Source organism: Tropicibacter sp. S64, assembly GCF_049803835.1.
In the GTDB taxonomy this organism is placed as follows: Bacteria; Pseudomonadota; Alphaproteobacteria; order Rhodobacterales; family Rhodobacteraceae; genus Pacificoceanicola.
The window spans coordinates 79,889-100,915 of record NZ_JBNAGK010000001.1 but is presented as its reverse complement, the minus strand read 5'-3'; the positions used below and the strand labels follow the sequence as shown (position 1 = coordinate 100,915).

Genomic DNA, 21,027 nt, shown 5'->3' with positions numbered 1-21,027 from the left:
GTGGAGATACTCTCGCCGCAGGAATGGCAGGCGGTGGCGCTGTCGCTGCGCGTCGCCTTCTGGGCGGTGCTGACCTCGCTGCCGGCGGGGCTGTTCGTGGCCTATGCGCTGGCGCGGTGGGAGTTCCGGGGCAAGCAGGTGGTCAACGGGCTGGTACATCTGCCGCTGATCCTGCCGCCGGTGGTGACGGGGTATCTGCTTTTGCTGACTTTCGGGACCCGTTCGCCTCTGGGGGCGGCCTTGCAGGAGATCGGCATCGTCTTCGCCTTCCGCTGGACCGGCGCGGCGCTGGCGGCGGCGGTGATGGCCTTTCCGCTGATGGTGCGGGCGATGCGGCTGTCGCTGGAAGCGGTGGACCCGAAGCTGGAGCAGGCGGCGGCGACGCTGGGCGCGTCGCGGCTCTGGGTGTTTGTGACGATCACCCTGCCGCTGACCCTGCCGGGGATCATCGCGGGAGCGATTTTGGCGTTTGCGAAGGCGATGGGGGAGTTCGGCGCGACGATCACCTTCGTGAGCAACATTCCGGGCCAGACCCAGACGCTGCCCTCGGCAGTCTATGCCTTCCTGCAGGTGCCGGGAGGGGAGGCCTCGGCGCTCCGGTTGGTGGCGATTTCAGTGGCGATTGCCATGGGGGCGCTGCTGGCGAGCGAATGGCTGTCACGGCGCGCGGCCCGTCGGGTGGGCGGGGCATGACTCTGTCGGTCTGTCTCAGGCACCGCTTCGATGGTCTGACGCTGGACGTCGATTTCGAGGCGCCCGCCGGGCTGACGGTGCTGTTTGGCCGCTCTGGGTCCGGCAAGACGACCATCGTGAACGCGGTGGCGGGCTTGTTGAAACCCGATGCGGGGCGGGTGGCCGTGGGCGGTCGGGTTCTGCTGGATACGGCGCAGGGCGTGTGCCTGCCGCCGCAGGCCCGGCGGCTTGGCTATGTCTTTCAGGAGGGGCGGCTGTTTCCGCATCTGACGGTCCGGCAGAACCTTGGCTATGGCCGTTGGTTCGCCAAGAAGCGTGGCACGGCGAAACCCGAGCAAGTGATTGCCATGCTGGGGTTGGAGAACCTTCTGGACCGGCGGCCCGGGGCGCTGTCGGGGGGAGAAAAGCAGCGGGTGGCCATCGGGCGGGCGCTGCTGGCCGGGCCCGAGTTGATCCTTGCGGATGAGCCTCTGGCGGCGCTGGACGAGGCGCGGAAGGCGGAAATCCTGCCGTATTTCGAGCGGCTTCGCGATGAGGCTTCCGTACCGATCCTCTATGTCAGCCATGCCCCGGCGGAGGTGGCGCGGCTGGCAACGTCCGTTGTGGCCCTGCAGGACGGGCGCGTGGCGCGGCAGGGGCCGGCGGCGGAGGTGCTGGGGGATGCCTCCGTGCTGCCAACCGGCGTGCGCGGCGCGGGCGCGGTGTTGCAGGCGGTTGTCGTGGCGCACCATGACGACGGGTTGAGCGAGCTTGATGCCGGGGGAGTGCGGTTGCACCTGCCAAGGCTACGGCAGGCGGTGGGCACGCGGCTGCGGGTGCGCATTCCGGCGCAGGAGGTGATCCTGTCGCGCGGGCGTCCCGATGGCCTGTCGGCGCTCAACATCATCCCCGGCACGGTGGAGGCCATCCGGGAAGGCGGCGGGCCGGGGGCGATCGTCTCGCTGGCCACACCGGCGGGGACGGTTCTGGCGCGGATCACCCGGCGCTCGGCGGCGGCGCTGGGCATCGTCGAGGGGGCGGAGTGCCATGCGGTGTTGAAGACCGTGGCAATCGCGCCCGAAGATGTCGGCGGCGCTTGAACCATGGTCGGCCCCCGCTACCTGCCGGGCATGGAACGGGTTTTGATCATCGGAAAGACCGGCGGGATCGGGTCGGCGCTTCACGTGGCCTTGTCGGCGCGCGGCGTTGCGGTTGTGGGCCTGTCGCGGAGCGGTGACGGTCTGGACGTGACGGATGAGGCGTCGGTTGCCGCGCATCTTGGGGCTTTGGACGGTGTATTCGACCTTGTCTTCGTCGCGACCGGGGCGTTGGAGATTGGCGGCGCGGAGCCGGAGAAGAGTCTGTCTGCGCTGGATGCGCGGGCAATGGCGGATCAGTACCTTCTGAATGCCATCGGGCCGATGCTGGTCCTGAAACATGCGGTGCGGCTCCTGCCGAAGGACCGGCAGGCGGTGTTTGCCGCCTTGTCGGCGCGGGTCGGGAGCATCGGGGACAACCGGCTTGGCGGCTGGTACAGCTACCGGGCCGCGAAGGCCGGGTTGAACCAGTTGATGCACGGCGCGGCCATCGAACTGGCGCGTTCGCACCGCCAACTGGCCTGCGTCTGCCTGCATCCGGGCACGGTGCGGACGGCGTTTACAGAGAAGTATCTCGGGCGGCATCCGTCCGTCCCGGCAGAAGAGGCGGCGGAGCGGTTGATCGGCGTCATCAAGGGTCTGACCCCGGCGCAGACCGGCGGCTTCTATGACTACGCAGGCAAGGAAATCGTCTGGTGACGCGGCTCGTTCTGGTGCTGGGCGATCAGCTGAGCGAGGGCATCGCGGCGCTGCGTAAGGCGGACAAGGCGTCTGACGTGGTGGTCTTGGCCGAGGTGGCCGGGGAGACCGAGTATGTCCCGCACCATCCGAAGAAGATCGCGCTGATCTTTGCCGCGATGCGCAAGTTTGCCGCGCAATTGCGGGCGGATGGCTGGGATGTGCGCTATTCCGAGCTCGATGACACAAACAACAGCGGGACGATTGTCGGCGAGTTGTTGCGACGGGCCGAGGAGTGCGGCGTCAGCGCGGTTATTGCGACGGAGCCGGGGGAATGGCGGCTGATCGAGGCGCTTCAGGATGCGCCGCTGAACGTGTCGCTGCTCGAAGACGACCGTTTCATCGCATCGCACAAGGAGTTCGAGGACTGGGCAAAGGGGCGCAAGGCGCTGCGGATGGAGTATTTCTACCGCGACATGCGGCGGAAGACCGGGCTTCTGATGGACGGGGATGACCCGGAAGGCGGCAAGTGGAACTACGACCACGAGAACCGCAAGCCCGCGCCGGATGCCGTGGACACCGCGCCGATGTCCTTCACGCCGGACGAGACCGTCGAGGCGGTGCTGGATCTGGTGGAGGCTCGGTTTGGCGGGAATTTCGGGGATCTGCGTCCGTTTGCCTATGCGACGGAGCCGGGGCAGGCGAAGCGGGCGCTGGCGCATTTCGTGCGATATGGCTTGCCGAAGTTCGGGGATTTTCAGGACGCGATGCTGGATGGAGAGCGGTTTCTCTATCACTCACTGCTGTCGGCCTACATGAACATCGGGCTGCTCGATCCTCTGGAGGTCTGCCAGGCGGCGGAGGCAGCGTATCGGGACGGTTCGGCGCCGCTCAATGCCGTGGAAGGCTTCATCCGGCAGATCATCGGCTGGCGCGAGTATGTGCGGGGGATCTATTTCCACGAGGGGCCACAGTATCCGCGCCGGAATGCGCTCAACCATCAGCGAGGGTTGCCGTGGCTCTATTGGGGCGGTGAGACGAAGATGCGGTGTCTGGCGAAGGCAGTGGCGCAGACCAAGACGGAAGCCTACGCCCATCACATCCAGCGGCTGATGGTGACCGGGAATTTCGCGCTGATCGCCGGGCTGAACCCGGCGGAGGTGCATGAATGGTACCTGAGCGTGTATATCGACGCGTTCGAATGGGTCGAGGCGCCGAACACGGTCGGCATGAGCCAGTTCGCCGATGGCGGGGTGATTGCGTCGAAGCCCTATGTCTCGTCGGGGAATTACATCGACAGGATGTCGGACTACTGCGGCGGCTGTGCCTATGACGTGAAGGTGAAGGTGGGGGAGGGGGCCTGTCCGTTCAACCTGCTGTACTGGCATTTCCTGAACCGGCATCGGCAGCGGTTCGAGGGCAATCCACGCATGGCCAACATGTACCGGACCTGGGACCGGATGGATCAGGGCAAGCGGGAGGCGATCCTGGCGCAGGCGGAGGGGTTTCTGGACCGCATGAGCGCCGGGGAAGTTGTCTGAGTGGGGCGAAGATTTTGCCGGGACAAAATCTTGTTCGGGGCCCTGCCCCGGACCCCGCGGTATTTCGGGACCAGAGAAGACATGGGTCGACGTACGGCTCAGGCGGGGAGGCGGTCGGCGAGGATGGCGTCGAGGCGTTGCAGGAACGTGGCTTCCGAAAGCTCGGTTTCGGTGGTGCGCCTGGCTTCTGCAGAGAGGGTTTGGCGCAGTTCCGGGTCCTCGGCGATCCGGAGCAGGGCGTCGGCGGCCGTTTCAGGGTGGTGCATGTCGACGACGAAGCCGTTTTCACCCTGCCGGATGTAGCCCGCCGAGCCGCTGTCCGACGAGATCACCGGAATTGCTCCGTAGGCCATGGCCTCGACCGGGGAGATGCCGAGCGGTTCGTCGAAGCTGGGCAGGACGCAGACATCTGCCGTGGTATAGAGGTTGGCCATGTCCTTGTAGGCGATGCCCGACCGCAGCGTCACCCAGGACAGTTTCGCGATGGCGTCGATGCGGGCGGCGTGGGCCTTCTGGCCGGGTAGATCCGGTTTTGGCGCGGAGCCGACGAGGGTGACATGGTAGTGCCGGTCCAGCCCGGCGGCGGCCATGGCCTCGATCAGCTGCGGCTGGTTCTTGCGCGGCAGGCCGAGCTTGCCGACGCAGACGAGGTGCAGCTTGCCCTCAGGTTTCGGGAATGGCTGCGGCGCAGGCAGGGCGGCGACCGGCCAGGGCAGGTAGGTGGCAAAGGGGTCAGGCGAGCCGCCTTGAGGCCAGCCGGCGACCGGCGTGATGCGATGCCTTGGCAGTATCTTGATGAAGAGTTCGGCCCGGCGCAGCAGCGAGGTCTGCTGGTTCAGAGGCTGAAGGTTATAGAGCAGCGTCGGAGCGCGACCGCGTGCCGCCCAGGCAACCTGCCGCGAGAGGGACCAGGCGTTGCGGACAAAGACGATGTCGGGCTTGAAGGCATCGACGATCTGGGTGACGTCCGATTGTTTCGTGTCCTTGCCGAGTGCCTGCGGCGTCACGAAGCTGTAATCCTCTCCCCGGTCGAGCTTGTTGACGAGGAACTGGAGCTCGTGCCCCGCGGTTTTCATTGCACGGGCGGCAAACCACAGGTTCGTATGGAACCGCGGCAGGGCAAAGAGGATGCGGGCCATGGCAGCCGTCAGTTGCTGTCAGCGGCGGGCTGTGGGGTCTCCGGGTTCTGCGGGGTCACGCCGTTGGACGTGGTTGCCCCGTCGGAGGACAGCGCTCCGTTGATCCATTCGCCGCTCGCCTGTTCGCCGGAGGCGTAGCGCATGATGCCCTGGCCCTGCCGTTTGCCATTGCGGAAGCTGCCCTCGTAAACGTCGCCGTTCGCGTAGGTCGCGATGCCCTGGCCAGAGATCTCGCCCTTGTCCCATTCGCCTTCGTAGCGGAACCCGCCTGCCATGACGATGGTGCCGAGGCCATGGCGCTGGCCGTCGCGGAACTGGCCTTCATAGACCGTCCCGTCGGCATAGACCGCCTTGCCGGTGCCGTGTCTCTGGCCGCCCTGCCAATCGCCCTCGTAGCGGTAGCCATCGGGGTAGGTCATGACGCCGAAACCGTCGTTCTTGGCATTCTTGAAGCCGCCTTCGTAGGTGAGCCCGGTGGCGTAGGTCGCGACGCCCTGGCCTTCGATCACGCCATCGACCCAGTCCCCCTCGTAGGTGGAGCCATTGGGATAGGTGATCTTGCCCTTGCCGTTGGCGAGGTCGCCCTTGAACGTACCGACGTAGACGGAGCCATCGGGATAGGTCACCTGCCCCTGGCCGTCGATCTGCCCGGTGACCCAGGTTCCGCTGTACCTGTAACCGTCCTTCCCGGTGAAGGTGCCCGTTCCGTGGCGCTGGTCGTTGTTGAACTCGCCTTCGTAGGTGTCGCCGTTGGCGTAGGTCACCTTGCCCTGACCCTCGCGGCGGCCATCCACCAGCGCACCTTCGTAGACATCGCCATTGGGCTGGGTCAGTTTGCCCTGTCCGTCGATCTGGCCGTCGCGCCAGGTGCCCTCGTAGATCAGCCCGTCGGTCATGGTCAGCTTGCCGCTGCCTTCGCGCTCACCATCCGCGACGCGGCCTTCGTAGACCGACCCATCGGGGTAGGTGATCCTGGCCGAGCCTTCCTTGACCCCGTTGACCCAATCGCCCTCGTAGACGTAACCGCCGGGCGAGGTCATCACGCCCTTGCCATGGTGAAGCGCATTGCGGAAGGCACCCTCGTAGCGCACACCGTTTGCATAGACAGCGACACCCTGCCCGGTGATCTTGCCGTCGAGCCAGGAGCCCTCGTAGGTGCCGCCGTCGGCGAAGACGATCTTGCCCATGCCCTCCGGCTTGCCCTTGGCGAACTGGCCTTCGTAGACCGAGCCGTTGGGGAAGCGGGCGACGCCCTGACCGCGGATCTCGCCTTCGGCCCATTCGCCGGTGTACTCGTAGCCATTCGGCAGGCGGTAGGTGCCTGTGCCGTGCTGGAGGCCATCCTGAAAGGTGCCCTCGTAGACGCCGCCGTCGTCATACTGCTTGGTGACGACCTCGCCATCCGACTGCGCCAGGGCGATGCCGCCCAGAACCGCCGCGAGGGTGAAAGTGATGCCTGCCAGCTTCATGCGCGTCCTGCCCGTTGGTCGTCTGGTCGTCTCTACTGGTCCCGGAACGTAAAGGAGGCGTCAGGCGTCGGCAATCTCTTTTGCCGTGCCGGGCTTTCCCTCGGGCGTGCATCTGCTATTTGGGCGGGGAGTGTTTCGAGAAGGACAGGCCATGAGCGATCATTTCCGCGTGACGCTGGCTCAGTTGAACCCCACGGTGGGGGACATCAAGGGCAACATAGCCAAGGCGCGCGCGGCCTGGGACGCCGGACGCGACGCCGGGGCGCATTTCGTGGCCCTGCCGGAGATGTTCTCGACCGGCTACCAGACGCAGGACCTGATCCTGAAGCCGGCCTTCGTGCGCGATGCGGTGACGCAGATCGAGGCGCTGGCGGCGGAGTTGTCTGGCGGTCCCGCGCTGGGCATCGGCGGGCCTTGCCCGGGAGAGGATGGCAAGCTGCACAACAGCTATTACATCCTGTCCGATGGCGCGGTGCAGGTGATCACGCACAAGTTCTTCCTGCCGAATTTCAACGTATTCGACGAAGTGCGCCTGTTCTCGCGGTCGCGGATGATGGGGCCCGTGGTCATCAACGGGGTGCGTGTCGGCATCCCGATCTGCGAGGACGCGTGGTATCCGGATGTGACGGAGGCCATGGCAGAGAGCGGCGCGGAGCTGTTCGTGGTGCCCAACGGCTCGCCCTACTTCCGCAACAAGTACGAGACGCGGCTCAACCACATGGTGTCCCGCGTGATCGAGACGGGCCTGCCGCTGGCCTACCTGAATATGGTGGGTGGGCAGGACGATCAGGTCTTCGACGGCGGGTCCTTCGTCCTGAACCCGCACGGGCGGCCTGCGCTGCAATTGCCGGTCTTCGACGAGGACATCGCCCATGTCGATTTCGACCGGACGCCGGACGGCTGGCGGGCGCGGGACGGTGAGTTTGTCCAGCATCCCGGCGAATGGGACCAGGACTACCGCGTGATGGTCGAGAGCCTGCGCGATTACTGCCGCAAGACCGGGTTCGGCAAGGTGCTGCTCGGCATGTCCGGGGGCATCGACTCCGCGTTGGTGGCGACGATTGCGGCGGATGCGCTGGGGCCGGACAACGTGCGCTGCGTGATGCTGCCGTCGGAGTATACCTCCGAGCATTCGCTGGAAGATGCGAAGTCCTGTGCGGAGGCCTTGGGTGTCCGGTATGATTTCGTGCCGATTTCGCAAGGCCGCGACGCGATCACCGCGACTCTCGCGCCGTTGTTCGAGGGAACGAAGGCGGACCTGACCGAAGAGAACATCCAGTCCCGCCTGCGCGGGCTCTTGCTGATGGCATTGTCGAACAAGTTCGGGGAGATGCTCCTGACCACCGGCAACAAGTCGGAGGTGGCGGTGGGCTATGCCACGATCTACGGCGACATGGCCGGGGGCTACAACCCGATCAAGGATCTCTACAAGACGCGGGTTTTCGAGACCTGTCGCTGGCGCAATGCCAATCACCGGACGTGGATGAACGGACCGGAGGGCGAGGTCATCCCCGAGCGGATCATCACCAAGCCGCCCTCGGCCGAACTGCGCCCGGACCAGAAGGACAGCGACTCGCTGCCCGATTACCCGGTGCTGGACGGAATCCTGACGATGCTGGTCGACGAGGAGGCGAGCGTTTCGGACTGCATCGCGGCGGGTTATACGCGGGCGGATGTGAAGCGGGTGGAGCACTTGCTTTACATCAGCGAATACAAGCGCTTCCAGTCCGCCCCCGGCGCGCGGCTCACGCGGAAAGCCTTCTGGCTCGACCGCCGCTATCCCATCGTGAACCGCTGGCGCGACGAGGGGTGACGCGTCGTGTCACACTGACATTCGATCTCTGGAATGTTATTTGGTGCCGAAGCAATCCGGCGTAGACTGCGCCGGATACTCGGAGGACCAGCAATGCGTTTCACTATCAAGGTCGGCGGGATTGCCCTCGCGCTTCTTGTCGGGGCCACGGGTCTTTCCGCCCAGATGATGCACGGCGGCGGGATGGGGCATATGCATGGCGCGGATGGCACCGGGCATGACGAGGTCAACATGCCGGGGCTGCAAGGGCTTGATGCCACGCCTGAGGAAAGTGCCGAGCTGGCCTTCATGTTTCGGAATTTCCCGAAAATACAAAGAACGGTGGAAAACCTGCCGAACGGCATCCGGACAGTGACCCGGTCCGATGATCCCGAGCTGATGGATGTGTTGGTGAGCCATGCCGTCGGCATGATCGACCGCGTCGGGCAGAAGCGCGATCCGAAGGTGTTCATCCAGAGCCCGACACTCGACATCTTCTTTGCCCGCAGCGAAGGGATCGTCTCTGACGTCGAAGTGACGGACGAAGGTCTGGTGGTGGTTCAGACCTCGGAAGACCCCGAACTGGTCGAGGCGTTGCACACCCATGCCGCCGAGGTCTCCGCCATGGCGGAACGCGGCATGCAGGCGGTGCACGAGATGATGATGCAGCGGGCGCGGTCGAACTGAGGTAAAGTCCGGGATCCCGGAGATTATTTGCTTTGCTCGTCCGTGCCCCTTGCGCGACACTCTCTCCAGTTGAACGGAGGGATTTCAGTGCAAGTTTCAGAATCACACGAGCTGCGCCGCATGGCACCGCAGGCGCAGACCATCATTCACGCCGCGGAGCTGCATTACCGCGCGGTCATTGCCGAAGCGATCCTGTCCGGGCGCGACGCCGGGTCCCGTGATCCGGAAAAACCGGATGTTGCCGCGTCGTTCCTGCGGATGCTGGGAAAATCCGACGACGCGGCGCGGAAGGCTTTGGTGGAGCGGTTGCTTACTGCCGATCTGTCGACCCGGCCTTTGACGAAGGCGGAGAAGGAAGACCTGCGGCGCTGGGTTTACGCGGGCGACGGCCTGCCCATGGTCCAGCGCAGCAAACTGCCGGAGCGCTGGGCAAACATCCTGCTGGAAGGCGGCAAGCTTGACCCGGACGACATGGGCAGGCCGATCCGGTGGAATGACAGGGTGCTGCGCTGGTTTTTCCCGGACCTGCCACGGTTGGCCACGGATAGCGACGGCCGTCCCGACGACATGGAACCGGGAGAGCCGACCGAGGAGGACGAGACCGGCACACCGGACGATTTCGACGGAACGCCGCCCGTGCCGCCGACGGAACTGCGTTTCATGGTCGACGAGATCGAATGTCACGACACCACCGGCGAAGTGGGTCAGGACGAAATCCACTACAGCGGTCTGGCGCTCGAAGGGCCTGCGGCGACCTCCCTCCTGCCGGCCGCCGCCGGCTCCCTGCGGCTCGACATCCGCGACGCGGGGCAGTTCCGTAAGAGAACCCGCAAAGATGAGAGTGGCCTGCCGCCCTTCCATATCTATGATCTGGCGGGCGTCTCCTTCCCGCGCCTTTACATCGTTTATGTCACCATGGCGGAGATCGACGGCGGGGGCGGGTTCTCGGGCTACATGTCGGATCTGCAACAAAGCCTGTCGGCGGAACTCCAGACCACCTGGTCCCTCGCGCTGATCGCCTATCTCGAGGTGGTGGGCGGGCTGGCGATCGACGGAGCGATCCTCGGCGGTCCGGTTGGGGCGGCCATCGGCGCGGCCATTGGCATCGTGGTCGGCGCGGTCGTCGTCAGCGCGTTCTACCCGAACAGGGATGACCTGTTCGAATACCGCTCGGTCATTCTCGAATTGCAGAGCAATGCGCTGGCGCTGCCGCCATTCAACGGCGATCCGGTGTCGGATACCAGAACGCTGTCGATGATCCGTGAGACCGTCGGGACCGACGCGCGCTACTCGTTCCGCTATCACTGGGAGCTGGTCGGTGCGTCCCTCGGGACCGGCAGTCAGGATGCGGACCCGCCGGTTCCGGTGGACGCGGATTGATCTATTCCCACCAGCGGTCGATGGTGGCGATGTCGTCGTCGGACCAGCCGAAGTGGTGCGCGAATTCGTGCACCACCACATGGGTGATGAGGTCGGCGAGGTCCACATCCCCCCGGTCGCGCCACTCCGCCAGGATCGGCTGGCGGTAGAGGGTGACCATATCGGGCCAGGGCGCTGGGTTGTCGAAGCTTTTCTCCGTCATGGGTATGCCGGAATAGAGTCCGGTCAGGTCCAGCGGGTCGTCGATCTCCATCTCGCGCAGGGTCTCGGCGTCCGGGTATTCCTCGACGCGCAGGAGAACGGTGGCCGCGCCCTTGCGGAAGGGCTCGGGGAAGGCATGTATGGCGGCCTCGGCCACGCGGAGGAAATCGTCCTGATCCATGGCGTGGATATGGGGGATTTCCGGCGTCGCGGGAAGGGTCAGCCGAGCGGATAGCGGGCGAGCGTGTCGTAAAGCGGTCCGTTGTCGTGGAGGGTCGACTGCACAAGGCTGAAGCTGTGCACGGGGAAGGGCGGGATGGTCACCGCGCAGAGGGCCGCGAGCGCCGGGCCAGGATCGGCGCGGCCCGGCAACCGGGCGAGCGTGACATGCGGCCGGAAGCGGCGACGTTCCAGTTGGAGACCCGCGCCACGTAGCCGCGCCCGGATGCGGTCGTGCAACTCGTGCAGCGGAGCCTCGCCCTCGGCTTCGAGCGCAACGGCCTGCCCGTGCCGCCCGCCGTAGACCGTCGCTCCGTTCAGGGTCAGGTCAAAATGCGGGGCGCGGATGGTATCCAGCCCCTCATGGGCGGCCTGCGTCATCTCCTGGGAGGTCTCACCCAGAAAGGCCAGAGTCAGGTGCAGGTTCTCCTCCGGCACGCGGCGGATGTCGCCGGGGAGGCGGTCCATGACGGCGCTCAGCGCGGCGAGCGGCTCGTCGGGCAGGTCGAGGGCGATGAACAGGCGCATGGCGGGAATCCTGTCACAACACCGGAACAAGGGCCAGTGGACGCTGTGTTTCCAGTTGGTTACAGGCGGCTTAGCGCCGTTTTCGGCAGAAGGCGGGCGTAATCCTGCGGCAGGCAAAGCTGCGTGCCTTCGCTCAGCACCGCAGCGGAGGCGGCGGCGGCGCCCATGCGCAGCGCCTCCTGCGGGGTCTCGCCCTGCGCCAGACCCATCACCATGCCGCCGACGAAGCTGTCCCCCGCGCCGATGGCACTGACCACGCCCTCATTGGCGGCGGTGACGTGCCAGAGGCCGTTCGGCTCGGCCATGACGGAGCCATCGGCACCGCGGGCGATGACGACCATGTCCCCCGCACCGCGCAAACGCAGGGTTTCGGCGAAGTCGGCGCTGTCCTTGCGGCTCTCCAGCGGCAGACCGGACAACTCGCGGGCCTCGTGGCTGTCCATCCGCAGAATGTGGGGGGCGGGCGGTTTGCCCTGAGCGGCGTGTTCGAGATGCGGGCCGGAGGTGTCGATGACGATCCTGCGAGGCGCGAGGCGGGCTATGGCTTCCGACAGGAAGCCTACCTGAGCGCCCGGAGGCATGGAGCCGGAGAACACGACGAACGTGTCTTCGGCAGTCGTTTCGGCGATCTGGTTCAGCACCGCGTGCAGTTGCGCCGGAGTCCAGACCGGGCCGGTCAGCACGAAGCGGTACTGGTCGCCGGTGGTATCATCGGTGACGGAGAAGCTGTGACGGGTGTTGCCCGGGGCTTCAACGCGGGTCCAGTCCAGTCCCATGGCATCGAGAATGTCGCCCAGAGCGGCGCCATTCGGGCCACCGAGCGCCACCAGCGCCTGCGCCTTGCCGCCCAGTTGTGTGATGGCTCTTGCCACATTGACTCCGCCGCCGCCTGCCTCTGCCGTTTCCGGAGCACAGCGCAGCTTGCGGTTCGGCGCGATGCTGGCGGCGCTGGTGGCGAGATCGAGCGCGGGATTGAAGGTGACGGTCAGGATTTTCGTCATGGAAACCTCTTTGTTACCGTCATCATGGCAATGGGGCCGGTGATCGGAAAGCCGAATCTGGACAAATCGCCGGTCTTGTGAAAACACGCGCCGGATCAGGAGGCACTGCCATGACCGTCACTCGCTTCGCGCCCTCGCCGACCGGCTACATCCACGTCGGGAACCTGCGCACCGCTCTGTTCAACTATCTGATTGCCCGGAAGTCCGGCGGGACATTCATCCTGCGCATCGACGACACCGATCCGGAGCGCTCGAAGCAGGAATATGTCGACGCGATCAAGCAGGACCTCGAATGGCTCGGCCTGACCTGGGACCACACGGAGCGCCAGTCCGAGCGGCTCGGGCGCTACGAGGAGGCGGCGCAGCAGCTGCGCGACATGGGTCGCTTCTACGAGGCCTGGGAGACGCCGACGGAACTGGACCTCAAGCGCAAGAAGCAGCTGAACATGGGCAAGCCGCCGGTCTATGACCGCGCTGCGCTTGACCTGTCCGACGCGGACAAGGCGAAGCTGCGCGACGAGCGCGGCGCCGGTGTCTGGCGCTTCAAGCTCGATCAGGAGCGCATCGTCTGGCAGGACGGCATCCTTGGCGAAGTGTCGATCGACGCGGCCTCCGTCTCCGATCCGGTGCTGATCCGCGCCGATGGCCAGTTCCTTTATACCCTTGCCTCCGTGGTGGATGACGTCGACATGGGCGTCACGCATATCGTGCGCGGCAACGACCATGTGACCAACACCGCGACGCAGATCCAAATCATCGAGGCGCTGGGCGGCACGCCGCCGTCCTTTGCCCATCATTCGTTGCTGACCGGCCCGCAGGGCGAGTCGCTGTCCAAACGTCTCGGCACGCTGGCGCTGCGCGACCTGCGCGAGGCCGGGATCGAGCCGGAGGCGCTGCTGTCGCTGATGGCGCGGCTGGGATCGAGCCAGCCGGTGGAGCTGCGGATGACGCTGGACGAGATCGCGGAGGGCTTCGAGCTGTCGCAGTTCGGCTCCGCCCCGACGAAGTTCGACGTCGAGGATCTCAAGCCGCTGACCGCGAAGAAGATGCACGGGCTGGAATTCGACGCGGTGAAGGATGAGATCGCCGAGATTGGCGTGCCCGCGGAGAAGGCGGAGCTGTTCTGGAAGGTCGTGCGCGAGAATATCGTAACGAAGAAAGACATCGCGCCGTGGTGGGCGCTGTTCCGCGACGGGGCGGAACCGCTGATCGCCGACGAGGACCGGGAGTTCATCGTGCAGGCCATGGGCCTGCTGCCGGAGCCGCCCTATGCGGCGGACACGTGGAGCAGCTTCACGGGTGCGGTGAAGGACGCCACGGGCCGCAAGGGCAAGGGTCTGTTCATGCCGCTGCGCAAGGCGCTGACCGGGCAGGAGCGCGGGCCGGAAATGGCAGACGTGATGCAGCTGCTGGAGAAGGTTCCGGCGAAGGCGCTGGCGCGGTAAAAATCAGGAAAGACCCAGATCCTCGCGGTCCGGCGCTGCGGGGATATGTTCGTCCGCCTGTTCCATGAGGTAGGACCGATGGGCCTGGGCGGCTTTGGCCATCTCGGGCCAGTCGCTTTGCGACAGGCGGTCGAGTGCGTGGTGCAGTTGCGAGACCACTTCGATCCGCGCCGCGCCGTCGCGGGCGATGGTGTCGAAAGCGTCCTGAACGAGGTCTTCCGCCGCCACCTGCGGCGCGATGATCCGGTCGAACTGCGGCGTCTTGCCGGACGCCCTCTCGCAACCCATCAGCAGGTTCATCTGCCGGTGGATCACGTCGATGGCCGTTCCGGGATCGTTGATACCGGGCGACAGCGCCCGCGTGGCGATCTCCGCCAGCACCATCAGGCCGAAGCGGGCGTCCTGTTCCAGCGAGCGGGTCTTGCCGATGGTGAACTTCGGTTGCGCTTTGCCTGCCAGATCGTCCCCTTCGGTGTTCAGCAAGGCGATCATGTCACCCTTCATCACGTATCGGCCCGGGGGCGCGGCCAGCCAGAGACGGGCGTTCTGCTCCGTCAGCAGATCGTTCAGCCCGCCCATGTCGACAAATTGCAGGTAGCCGGAGCGCGGGGCCTTTACCGGCCAAGTCTGCGGCGGCGCACGTTCGGCTTCTGACGCCGGAACGCCGCCGAGGGCTGGATGGGAGGACAGCGCCTGCAGCGGCCGCTTCGCGGCCACTTCGACCAGATCAAGCGTGTGATCCATGCTGCCAAGCTGCGAAAGGTGGGCGATCCAGCGCAGTATGGCGAAGATGATCGCGGCAATGATGAAAACAGTGAAAAAGAAGATCACCACGGAAGCGGCATCGTCGTAGAGATGCGCCCGGAACATGACGATGGCGGTCAGCGAAAACAGGAAGGCGCCAACGAAGGTGGCGAGCACGGTCTGCGTGGTGCCGTCCTGCATGAGGATGCGGTAGGCGCGGGGGGTGGCGAGAGAGGAGGCGCTCTGAAAGGCCTGCACCATGACGCCGAGCGAAAAGGTGGTGACCGTCAGCATCGTCGAGGCGAGGATGGTCAGCACCGGCAGCACCGCATCCTGTCCGAAGCGGTCGGCCATCTCGTCCGGGATCAGCCAGTCGAACAGCGGTGCGACGAAGACGGCAAAGAGTGCCAGCAGCGTCATCAACAGCGCCCTGACGCCGAGATTGCGCGACAGCCGCAGGGTGATGAGAATGATTTTCGACAGGCTCACGGCACCAGCACCCGGCAATCGAGGGCCCTGAGCGCGTCGAAGACAAAGGCCTTTTCGTCGGCGGTGAGCGTCTGCGCCCGGGCATAGACCGGGGTGGCGCGGTCGTCGAGGAAGGGGGCCTCCCATCCGTCCGTCGTGTCGATGAACGCCTGCGCACCGGCTTCGCCGTAAACCCGCAGGTAACCCTGCAGGACCACCTCCAGATAGGAGAGCAGCACCGGATGCTCCGCGTCCGGCATGCGCAGCCGGTCCGGTGCGATGGCGTAGATGGCGATCTCCGTGGCGTTGGCCGCATGGGTGATCTCATGGCTGGCGCGGATACGGTCATACGCCGCTTCGCGTGCGTCGAGCGCGGCCCAATCCTCGCCGGGCACGGCCGCGATCAGCCCGTCTATGCTTTCGCCGGGCGCCCGAATCGCTGTCAGGTAAGCCACCTTGCGAGCCGCTGTGTACCGCCACCCGCGCCGCCAGCCGGTCGCCTTGGCCCTGTAGACCGGGGCGAACCCGTGCGTTTGCGTGTTGACCAGCGATCCGTAACCGAAAAAATATGCATCCGACATGAAGATTAAACGGCCCCGCTTGATTCAGGTCAATCCGGTCGCGCCGGTATGGGTGTAGGAACACTTGGGACATTTCGAGCAAAAGGCAATCCGATGCGGGTAACCAAGAGAACCAATATTGCAATGCGCGTGTTGATGTTCTGCGCGGCGAACAACGGCCGGCTGGTGACAAAGGCGGAAATTGCCAAGGTGTGCAACGCGTCGGAAAATCATCTGGCGCAGATCATCAACCAGCTTGCGCAACTGGGTTATCTGCATACGCAGCGTGGCCGCAACGGCGGACTGCAGCTGGGTCGCCCGGCGGAGGAGATCCACATCGGCGAGATTTTTCGTGAACTCGAGGCACCGGTGCCTTTGGCCGAATGCTTTGCCGATGTCGACAACACCTGCCCGCTGACCGAGGCCTGCCGGTTGCGGACGGCGCTCAACGATGCGGCGGGGGCGTTCTATGCCACGTTGGACCCGATCAGTCTCGATGCCCTGATCTGCGATAACAAGCCGCTCATGCATATTTTGCAGCCTGTTCAGCCCTGTGCTGCGGCGAGAGTGCAGGCGGATCTTGCCAGAGCGGGTTAACTTCCGTATGCGTATCGCATCGCGATGGGAGAACCGGCGTCAGGGCCGGTGCCGAAGGAGCAACCGCCCCGGAAACTCTCAGGCCAAAGGACCGTCGTGATACCGAACACTCTGGAGAGTGGCGCTGCGAGGTGCCCGCCGAAGGGATAACGATCTCAGGCGAAAGGACAGAGGGGGCATGGATGGCGCGGACTTGCTCTGCGTCGAGATGCCCGAGCCTATGCCCATGCTGCGGACCGGGAGAGAGTGACCGGAGGGCGCATGGCCGAGGAAGACCTGAAAAAGACCGTTCTGTACGATCTGCACCTGGAACTGGGGGCCAAGATGGTGCCCTTTGCCGGGTACGAGATGCCGGTGCAATATCCGCTGGGCGTCCTCAAGGAGCACCTGTTCTGCCGTCAGCACGCCGGGTTGTTCGATGTCTCGCACATGGGGCAGGTGATCCTGCGCGGCGAGAGCGTGGCGGCAGCGCTGGAAACGCTGGTGCCGGTTGATGTGATCGGCCTCGGGGTGAATCGGCAGCGCTACGGGTTCTTTACCAACAAGAGCGGCGGGATCGAGGATGACCTGATGATCGCCAACCGGGGCGATCACCTGTTTGTCGTGGTCAACGCCGCCTGCAAGGATGCCGACGTCGCGCGGATGAAGGCGATGCTGGAGCCGAAGGGCGTGTCGGTCGCGTTGGTCGAGGACCGCAGCCTGCTGGCGTTGCAGGGGCCGGGGGCCGAGGCGGCGCTGGCAGAGCTGTGCCCGGCGGTGGCGGAAATGGCCTTCATGGATGTAGCGACGGTGACGATCCTCGGCGCGGAATGCTGGGTGTCGCGCTCGGGCTATACCGGCGAGGATGGCTACGAGATTTCCGTTCCGAATGGCGCGGCGGTGGAGTTGGCAAAGGCGCTGCTCGCCGATGACGGGGTTGAGGCCATCGGCCTCGGCGCGCGGGATTCGCTGCGGCTGGAGGCGGGCCTGTGCCTGTATGGACATGACATCACAAGCGAAACCTCACCGGTCGAGGCCGCGCTGACCTGGGCCATCCAGAAGGTGCGGCGCATCGGCGGCGACCGTGCGGGCGGCTTTCCGGGAGAAGAGCGCGTCCTTGGCGAGATCGAGGGCGGCGTTGCAATAAAGCGCGTGGGCCTGAAACCCGAAGGCCGGGCGCCGATGCGGGAAGGTGTCCAAATCTTCGCAGAAGCGGAGGGAGGCACGGCAATTGGCCGGATCACCTCCGGCGGTTTCGGCCCGACGGTGAGCGGTCCGTTGGCGATGGGCTATGTCCCGAGCGACAAGGCGGCGCCCGGAACGGTGCTTTACGGCGAAGTTCGCGGCAAGCGGATGCCGGTTCATGTTGCCAAGCTGCCCTTCGTTCCGGCAGGCTTCAAACGATGATCCAACAGGAGAGATGGACATGAAATATACCGAAGAGCACGAGTGGCTGGATGTGGACGGCGACGTGGTGACGGTGGGGATCACGGCGCACGCGGCGGAGCAGCTGGGCGACGTGGTGTTCGTGGAACTGCCGGATGTGGACACCGAGGTGAGCAAGGATGACGAGATCGTGGTGATCGAGTCGGTCAAGGCTGCGTCGGACATCCTGGCCCCGCTGGACGGCGAGATCATCGAGGTGAACGAGGCGCTGGTCGAGGACCCGGGCAAGGTCAACGAGGACCCGGAAGGCGACGCGTGGTTTTTCAAGATGAAGGTCGAGGACCTGAGCGCTTTGGACGATTACATGGATGAAGCCGCCTACAAGGACTTCATCGGCGGATGATCCGCGCCGGGTGCGGGGCATAGCCCCGCCCTACGACAGACCTGCGCGGGCGGATGCCGCATGAGCGAGCCTGCGCGGACATTTGGGTATTTTTGCCAAGAAGAAGCAGGGTGCCAGTGCCCCTGTCTGACGGAGGCTTTGGGATGAGCTACGAACCGATCGACTACCTGCCTTACGATTTTGCCAACCGGCGGCATATCGGACCGTCTCCGGAAGAGATGGCCGACATGTTCGCGGCGCTGGGCGTGGCGGACCTCGCGGAGCTGATCGGGCAGACGGTGCCCGGGGCGATCCGGCAGGAGGAGCCGCTGAATTTCGGCAAACCCCTGTCCGAGAGCGAGCTGCTGTTCCGGATGCGGCAGGTGGCGTCGAAGAACCAGGTGCTGACCTCCCTGATCGGGCAAGGCTATCATGGCACGGTCACGCCGCCGGCGATCCAGCGCAACATCTTCGAGAATCCGGCGTGGTACACGGCCTATACGCCCTATCAGCCGGAGATTTCGCAGGGGCGGCTCGAAGCCTTGCTGAACTATCAGACGATGGTCTGCGACCTGACCGGTCTGGAAGTGGCGAATGCCTCGCTGCTCGATGAGGCGACTGCTTGTGCCGAGGCAATGACGATGGCGCAGCGGGTGGCGAAATCGAAAGCCAAGGCCTTCTTCGTCGACGAGAACTGCCATCCGCAGAACATCGCGGTGATGAAGACGCGGGCGGAGCCTTTGGGGATAGAGGTCATCGTCGGAGCGCCGGACGATCTGGACCCCGAGGCGGTGTTTGGCGCGATCTTCCAGTATCCCGGCACATACGGCACCCTGCGTGACCTGACGGAGGATATGGAGAAGCTGCACGGCGCGAAGGCCATTGGCATCGTCGCCGCGGACCCGATGGCGCTGTGCATCCTGAAGGAGCCGGGCGCGATGGGGGCGGATATTGCCGTCGGCAGCACGCAGCGTTTCGGCGTTCCGCTGGGCTACGGCGGCCCGCACGCCGCCTACATGGCCTGCCGCGATGAGTACAAGCGCAACATGCCGGGCCGGATCGTGGGGATTTCGATCGACAGCCACGGAAACCGCGCCTACCGGCTGTCCCTTCAGACCCGGGAGCAGCATATCCGCCGCGAAAAGGCCACGTCGAACGTCTGTACCGCGCAGGCTCTGCTGGCGGTGATGGCGGGGTTCTATGCAGTCTTCCACGGGCCGAAGGGCCTGCGGGCGATTGCGCAGCGCATTCATCGCAAGACGGTGCGCATGGTGAAGGGGCTGGAGGCTGCTGGCTTCAAGGTCGAGCCCGAGGTCTATTTCGACACGGTGACGGTGGACGTTGGCTTGCTCCAGCGTGGTGTGCTGCAGGCGGCGGTGCGCGAGGGGATCAACCTGCGCCGCGTCGGCAAGAGCAAGGTTGGCATCACGCTCGACGAAAAGACCCGGCCGGAGACTATCGAGGCGGTCTGGCGGGCCTTTGGTCTGTTGCGCAAGGACGAGGATTTCACCCCGGAGTATCGCATTCCGGATGCGCTGATCCGGCAGTCGGCTTATCTCCAGCACGATGTGTTCCACATGAACCGTGCCGAGACCGAGATGATGCGCTACATGCGCCGCCTCGCGGACCGGGACCTCGCGCTCGACCGGGCCATGATCCCGCTCGGCTCCTGCACCATGAAGCTCAACGCGGCGGCAGAGATGATGCCGGTCAGCTGGAGCGCGTTTTCGTCGATGCACCCCTATGCGCCGAAGGAGCAGGCGAAGGGCTATGCCGAGATGATCGGCGATCTGTCGCAGAAACTTTGTACGATCACCGGGTACGATGCCTTTTCCATGCAGCCGAACTCCGGGGCGCAGGGCGAGTACGCCGGCCTGCTGACCATCCGCGACTGGCATGTTTCCCACGGGCAAGGGCATCGCAATGTCTGCCTGATCCCGGTAAACGCCCATGGCACCAACCCGGCGAGTGCGCAGATGGTCGGCTGGAAGGTCGTGCCGGTGAAATGCGACGATCTCGGCTCCATCGACCTCGCGGATTTCCGGCAGAAGGCGGAGAAATACTCGAACGACCTCGCCGCCTGCATGATCACCTATCCCTCGACCCACGGCGTCTTCGAGGAGACGGTGAAGGACGTCTGCGCGATCACCCATGAGCATGGCGGGCAGGTCTACATCGACGGGGCGAACATGAACGCCATGGTGGGCCTGTCCCGTCCCGGCGATCTGGGCGGCGACGTCAGCCACCTGAACCTGCACAAGACCTTCTGCATTCCGCACGGCGGTGGCGGCCCCGGCATGGGTCCGATCGGCGTGAAGGCGCATCTGGAGCCACACTTGCCGGGCGACCCGGTGAAGCCCGGTGCGGTTGGTCCGGTGTCGGCGGCGGCCTTCGGCTCGCCCTCGCTCCTACCTATTTCCTGGGCCTACATCCTGATGATGGGCGGCGAAGGGCTGACGCAGGCGACGCGGGTGGCGATCCTCAACGCCAACTACATCGCGAAGCGGCTTGAGGGGGCCTATGACGTGCTCTATCGCGGCGGCAAGGGGCGGGTGGCGCATGAATGCATCCTCGATACCCGGCCCTTCGAGAAATCGGCGGGTGTGACGGTGGAGGACATCGCCAAGCGCCTGATGGACGCCGGTTTCCACGCGCCGACGATGAGCTGGCCGGTGGCGGGCACGCTGATGGTCGAACCGACGGAGAGCGAGACAAAGGCGGAGCTGGACCGCTTCTGCGATGCGATGCTGGCCATCCGCGAGGAGATCCGGGCCATCGAGGATGGCAAGATCGACAAGGAAAACAATCCCTTGAAGAATGCGCCGCACACGATGGAAGACCTCGTGCGCGAATGGGACCGCCCCTATTCGCGCGAACAGGGCTGCTTCCCGCCGGGGGCCTTCCGGGTGGACAAGTACTGGCCGCCGGTCAACCGCGTCGACAATGTCTACGGCGACCGGCACCTGATCTGCACCTGCCCGCCGATGTCGGATTACGCCGAGGCGGCGGAGTAAGGCTCGCTTCCAAGGATGAAGGAGCCCGGATCGAAAATTGATCCGGGC

The 21,027-nt window shown here is 65.2% G+C and carries 19 protein-coding genes and 1 riboswitch; of the genes, 12 read left to right on the top strand and 7 right to left on the bottom strand.

The window, feature by feature from the left end; all coding sequences use genetic code 11:
* Genes modB through ACP159_RS00505 form a run of 4 tightly spaced genes read left to right on the top strand, consistent with a single transcriptional unit; the run spans position 1 to position 3,988 of the window.
* Positions 1-693, top strand: a complete 693-nt coding sequence (gene modB, locus ACP159_RS00520; protein ID WP_425097654.1) for a molybdate ABC transporter permease subunit — start codon at positions 1-3, stop codon at positions 691-693.
* Positions 690-1,772, top strand: coding sequence for a molybdenum ABC transporter ATP-binding protein (gene modC / locus ACP159_RS00515; RefSeq protein WP_425097653.1), 1,083 nt, complete (start codon positions 690-692; stop codon positions 1,770-1,772). The genes modB and modC overlap by 4 nt, the downstream gene beginning before the upstream one ends.
* Positions 1,773-1,802: 30 nt before the next feature.
* On the top strand, positions 1,803-2,468 hold the full coding sequence (locus ACP159_RS00510; protein ID WP_425097652.1) for an SDR family NAD(P)-dependent oxidoreductase: 666 nt from the start codon (positions 1,803-1,805) through the stop codon (positions 2,466-2,468).
* The gene (locus tag ACP159_RS00505; RefSeq protein ID WP_425097651.1) at positions 2,465-3,988 is read left to right on the top strand and encodes a cryptochrome/photolyase family protein; all 1,524 of its coding nucleotides are present in this window, start codon (positions 2,465-2,467) and stop codon (positions 3,986-3,988) included. The genes ACP159_RS00510 and ACP159_RS00505 overlap by 4 nt, the downstream gene beginning before the upstream one ends.
* 98 nt (positions 3,989-4,086) lie before the next feature.
* Here the strand turns inward: ACP159_RS00505 and ACP159_RS00500 are convergent, their stop codons facing one another.
* Complete coding sequence (locus ACP159_RS00500; RefSeq protein ID WP_425097650.1) at positions 4,087-5,127, bottom strand: glycosyltransferase family 4 protein; 1,041 nt, start codon at positions 5,125-5,127, stop codon at positions 4,087-4,089.
* Positions 5,128-5,135: 8 nt separating this feature from the next.
* Positions 5,136-6,596: an MORN repeat-containing protein gene (locus tag ACP159_RS00495; RefSeq protein WP_425097649.1), complete on the bottom strand. Its 1,461-nt coding sequence runs from the start codon at positions 6,594-6,596 to the stop codon at positions 5,136-5,138.
* Positions 6,597-6,747: 151 nt separating this feature from the next.
* Between ACP159_RS00495 and ACP159_RS00490 the strand changes: the two genes are divergently transcribed.
* The 3 genes from ACP159_RS00490 (at position 6,748) to ACP159_RS00480 (ending at position 10,455) form a co-directional block, all read left to right on the top strand.
* Positions 6,748-8,409, top strand: coding sequence for an NAD+ synthase (locus tag ACP159_RS00490; RefSeq protein WP_425097648.1), 1,662 nt, complete (start codon positions 6,748-6,750; stop codon positions 8,407-8,409).
* A gap of 93 nt (positions 8,410-8,502) precedes the next feature.
* Positions 8,503-9,075, top strand: coding sequence for a hypothetical protein (locus ACP159_RS00485; protein ID WP_425097647.1), 573 nt, complete (start codon positions 8,503-8,505; stop codon positions 9,073-9,075).
* A gap of 120 nt (positions 9,076-9,195) precedes the next feature.
* On the top strand, positions 9,196-10,455 hold the full coding sequence (locus tag ACP159_RS00480; RefSeq protein ID WP_425097646.1) for a hypothetical protein: 1,260 nt from the start codon (positions 9,196-9,198) through the stop codon (positions 10,453-10,455).
* Position 10,456: 1 nt separating this feature from the next.
* Here ACP159_RS00480 and ACP159_RS00475 read toward each other — a convergent pair whose 3' ends face one another.
* Genes ACP159_RS00475 through ACP159_RS00465 form a run of 3 tightly spaced genes read right to left on the bottom strand, consistent with a single transcriptional unit; the run spans position 10,457 to position 12,404 of the window.
* A complete protein-coding gene (locus ACP159_RS00475; RefSeq protein ID WP_425097645.1) occupies positions 10,457-10,837 on the bottom strand; it encodes a metallopeptidase family protein in 381 nt (126 codons plus the stop codon).
* A 38-nt stretch (positions 10,838-10,875) separates the two neighbouring features.
* A complete protein-coding gene (gene thpR, locus ACP159_RS00470; protein WP_425097644.1) occupies positions 10,876-11,403 on the bottom strand; it encodes an RNA 2',3'-cyclic phosphodiesterase in 528 nt (175 codons plus the stop codon).
* Between the two features lie 59 nt (positions 11,404-11,462).
* Positions 11,463-12,404, bottom strand: coding sequence for a 1-phosphofructokinase family hexose kinase (locus tag ACP159_RS00465; protein WP_425097643.1), 942 nt, complete (start codon positions 12,402-12,404; stop codon positions 11,463-11,465).
* Positions 12,405-12,514: 110 nt separating this feature from the next.
* Between ACP159_RS00465 and gltX the strand changes: the two genes are divergently transcribed.
* Positions 12,515-13,849 (top strand): glutamate--tRNA ligase, encoded by a 1,335-nt coding sequence (gene gltX, locus ACP159_RS00460; protein ID WP_425097642.1) that lies wholly within the window; start codon positions 12,515-12,517, stop codon positions 13,847-13,849.
* A gap of 3 nt (positions 13,850-13,852) precedes the next feature.
* On the opposite strand, the gene ACP159_RS00455 is transcribed toward gltX, so the two are convergent.
* Complete coding sequence (locus ACP159_RS00455; RefSeq protein ID WP_425097641.1) at positions 13,853-15,082, bottom strand: DUF2254 domain-containing protein; 1,230 nt, start codon at positions 15,080-15,082, stop codon at positions 13,853-13,855.
* Entirely contained in the window at positions 15,079-15,642 is a 564-nt protein-coding gene (locus ACP159_RS00450; protein WP_425097640.1) for a gamma-glutamylcyclotransferase family protein, read from the bottom strand. The genes ACP159_RS00455 and ACP159_RS00450 overlap by 4 nt, the downstream gene beginning before the upstream one ends.
* 93 nt (positions 15,643-15,735) lie before the next feature.
* On the opposite strand from ACP159_RS00450, the gene ACP159_RS00445 reads away from it, so the two are divergent.
* The 4 genes from ACP159_RS00445 (at position 15,736) to gcvP (ending at position 20,979) form a co-directional block, all read left to right on the top strand.
* Positions 15,736-16,218, top strand: a complete 483-nt coding sequence (locus ACP159_RS00445; protein WP_425097639.1) for an RrF2 family transcriptional regulator — start codon at positions 15,736-15,738, stop codon at positions 16,216-16,218.
* A 15-nt stretch (positions 16,219-16,233) separates the two neighbouring features.
* Positions 16,234-16,322, top strand: a riboswitch (glycine riboswitch).
* Between the two features lie 157 nt (positions 16,323-16,479).
* Positions 16,480-17,604: a glycine cleavage system aminomethyltransferase GcvT gene (gcvT, locus tag ACP159_RS00440; RefSeq protein ID WP_425097638.1), complete on the top strand. Its 1,125-nt coding sequence runs from the start codon at positions 16,480-16,482 to the stop codon at positions 17,602-17,604.
* A 19-nt stretch (positions 17,605-17,623) separates the two neighbouring features.
* Positions 17,624-17,986, top strand: a complete 363-nt coding sequence (gene gcvH / locus ACP159_RS00435) for a glycine cleavage system protein GcvH (RefSeq protein WP_425097637.1) — start codon at positions 17,624-17,626, stop codon at positions 17,984-17,986.
* 143 nt (positions 17,987-18,129) lie between these two features.
* Positions 18,130-20,979, top strand: coding sequence for an aminomethyl-transferring glycine dehydrogenase (gene gcvP / locus ACP159_RS00430; RefSeq protein WP_425097636.1), 2,850 nt, complete (start codon positions 18,130-18,132; stop codon positions 20,977-20,979).
* The last annotated feature ends 48 nt before the right edge of the window (positions 20,980-21,027 follow it).

Coding starts and splice junctions, on each gene's coding strand:
- modC (WP_425097653.1), top strand. CDS start 690: ATGACTCTGTCGGTCTGTCTCAGGCACCGCTTCGATGGTCTGACGCTG.
- ACP159_RS00510 (WP_425097652.1), top strand. CDS start 1,803: ATGGAACGGGTTTTGATCATCGGAAAGACCGGCGGGATCGGGTCGGCG.
- ACP159_RS00500 (WP_425097650.1), bottom strand. CDS start 5,127: ATGGCCCGCATCCTCTTTGCCCTGCCGCGGTTCCATACGAACCTGTGG.
- ACP159_RS00495 (WP_425097649.1), bottom strand. CDS start 6,596: ATGAAGCTGGCAGGCATCACTTTCACCCTCGCGGCGGTTCTGGGCGGC.
- ACP159_RS00490 (WP_425097648.1), top strand. CDS start 6,748: ATGAGCGATCATTTCCGCGTGACGCTGGCTCAGTTGAACCCCACGGTG.
- ACP159_RS00485 (WP_425097647.1), top strand. CDS start 8,503: ATGCGTTTCACTATCAAGGTCGGCGGGATTGCCCTCGCGCTTCTTGTC.
- ACP159_RS00480 (WP_425097646.1), top strand. CDS start 9,196: ATGGCACCGCAGGCGCAGACCATCATTCACGCCGCGGAGCTGCATTAC.
- ACP159_RS00475 (WP_425097645.1), bottom strand. CDS start 10,837: ATGGATCAGGACGATTTCCTCCGCGTGGCCGAGGCCGCCATACATGCC.
- thpR (WP_425097644.1), bottom strand. CDS start 11,403: ATGCGCCTGTTCATCGCCCTCGACCTGCCCGACGAGCCGCTCGCCGCG.
- ACP159_RS00465 (WP_425097643.1), bottom strand. CDS start 12,404: ATGACGAAAATCCTGACCGTCACCTTCAATCCCGCGCTCGATCTCGCC.
- gltX (WP_425097642.1), top strand. CDS start 12,515: ATGACCGTCACTCGCTTCGCGCCCTCGCCGACCGGCTACATCCACGTC.
- ACP159_RS00450 (WP_425097640.1), bottom strand. CDS start 15,642: ATGTCGGATGCATATTTTTTCGGTTACGGATCGCTGGTCAACACGCAA.
- ACP159_RS00445 (WP_425097639.1), top strand. CDS start 15,736: ATGCGGGTAACCAAGAGAACCAATATTGCAATGCGCGTGTTGATGTTC.
- gcvT (WP_425097638.1), top strand. CDS start 16,480: ATGGCCGAGGAAGACCTGAAAAAGACCGTTCTGTACGATCTGCACCTG.
- gcvH (WP_425097637.1), top strand. CDS start 17,624: ATGAAATATACCGAAGAGCACGAGTGGCTGGATGTGGACGGCGACGTG.
- gcvP (WP_425097636.1), top strand. CDS start 18,130: ATGAGCTACGAACCGATCGACTACCTGCCTTACGATTTTGCCAACCGG.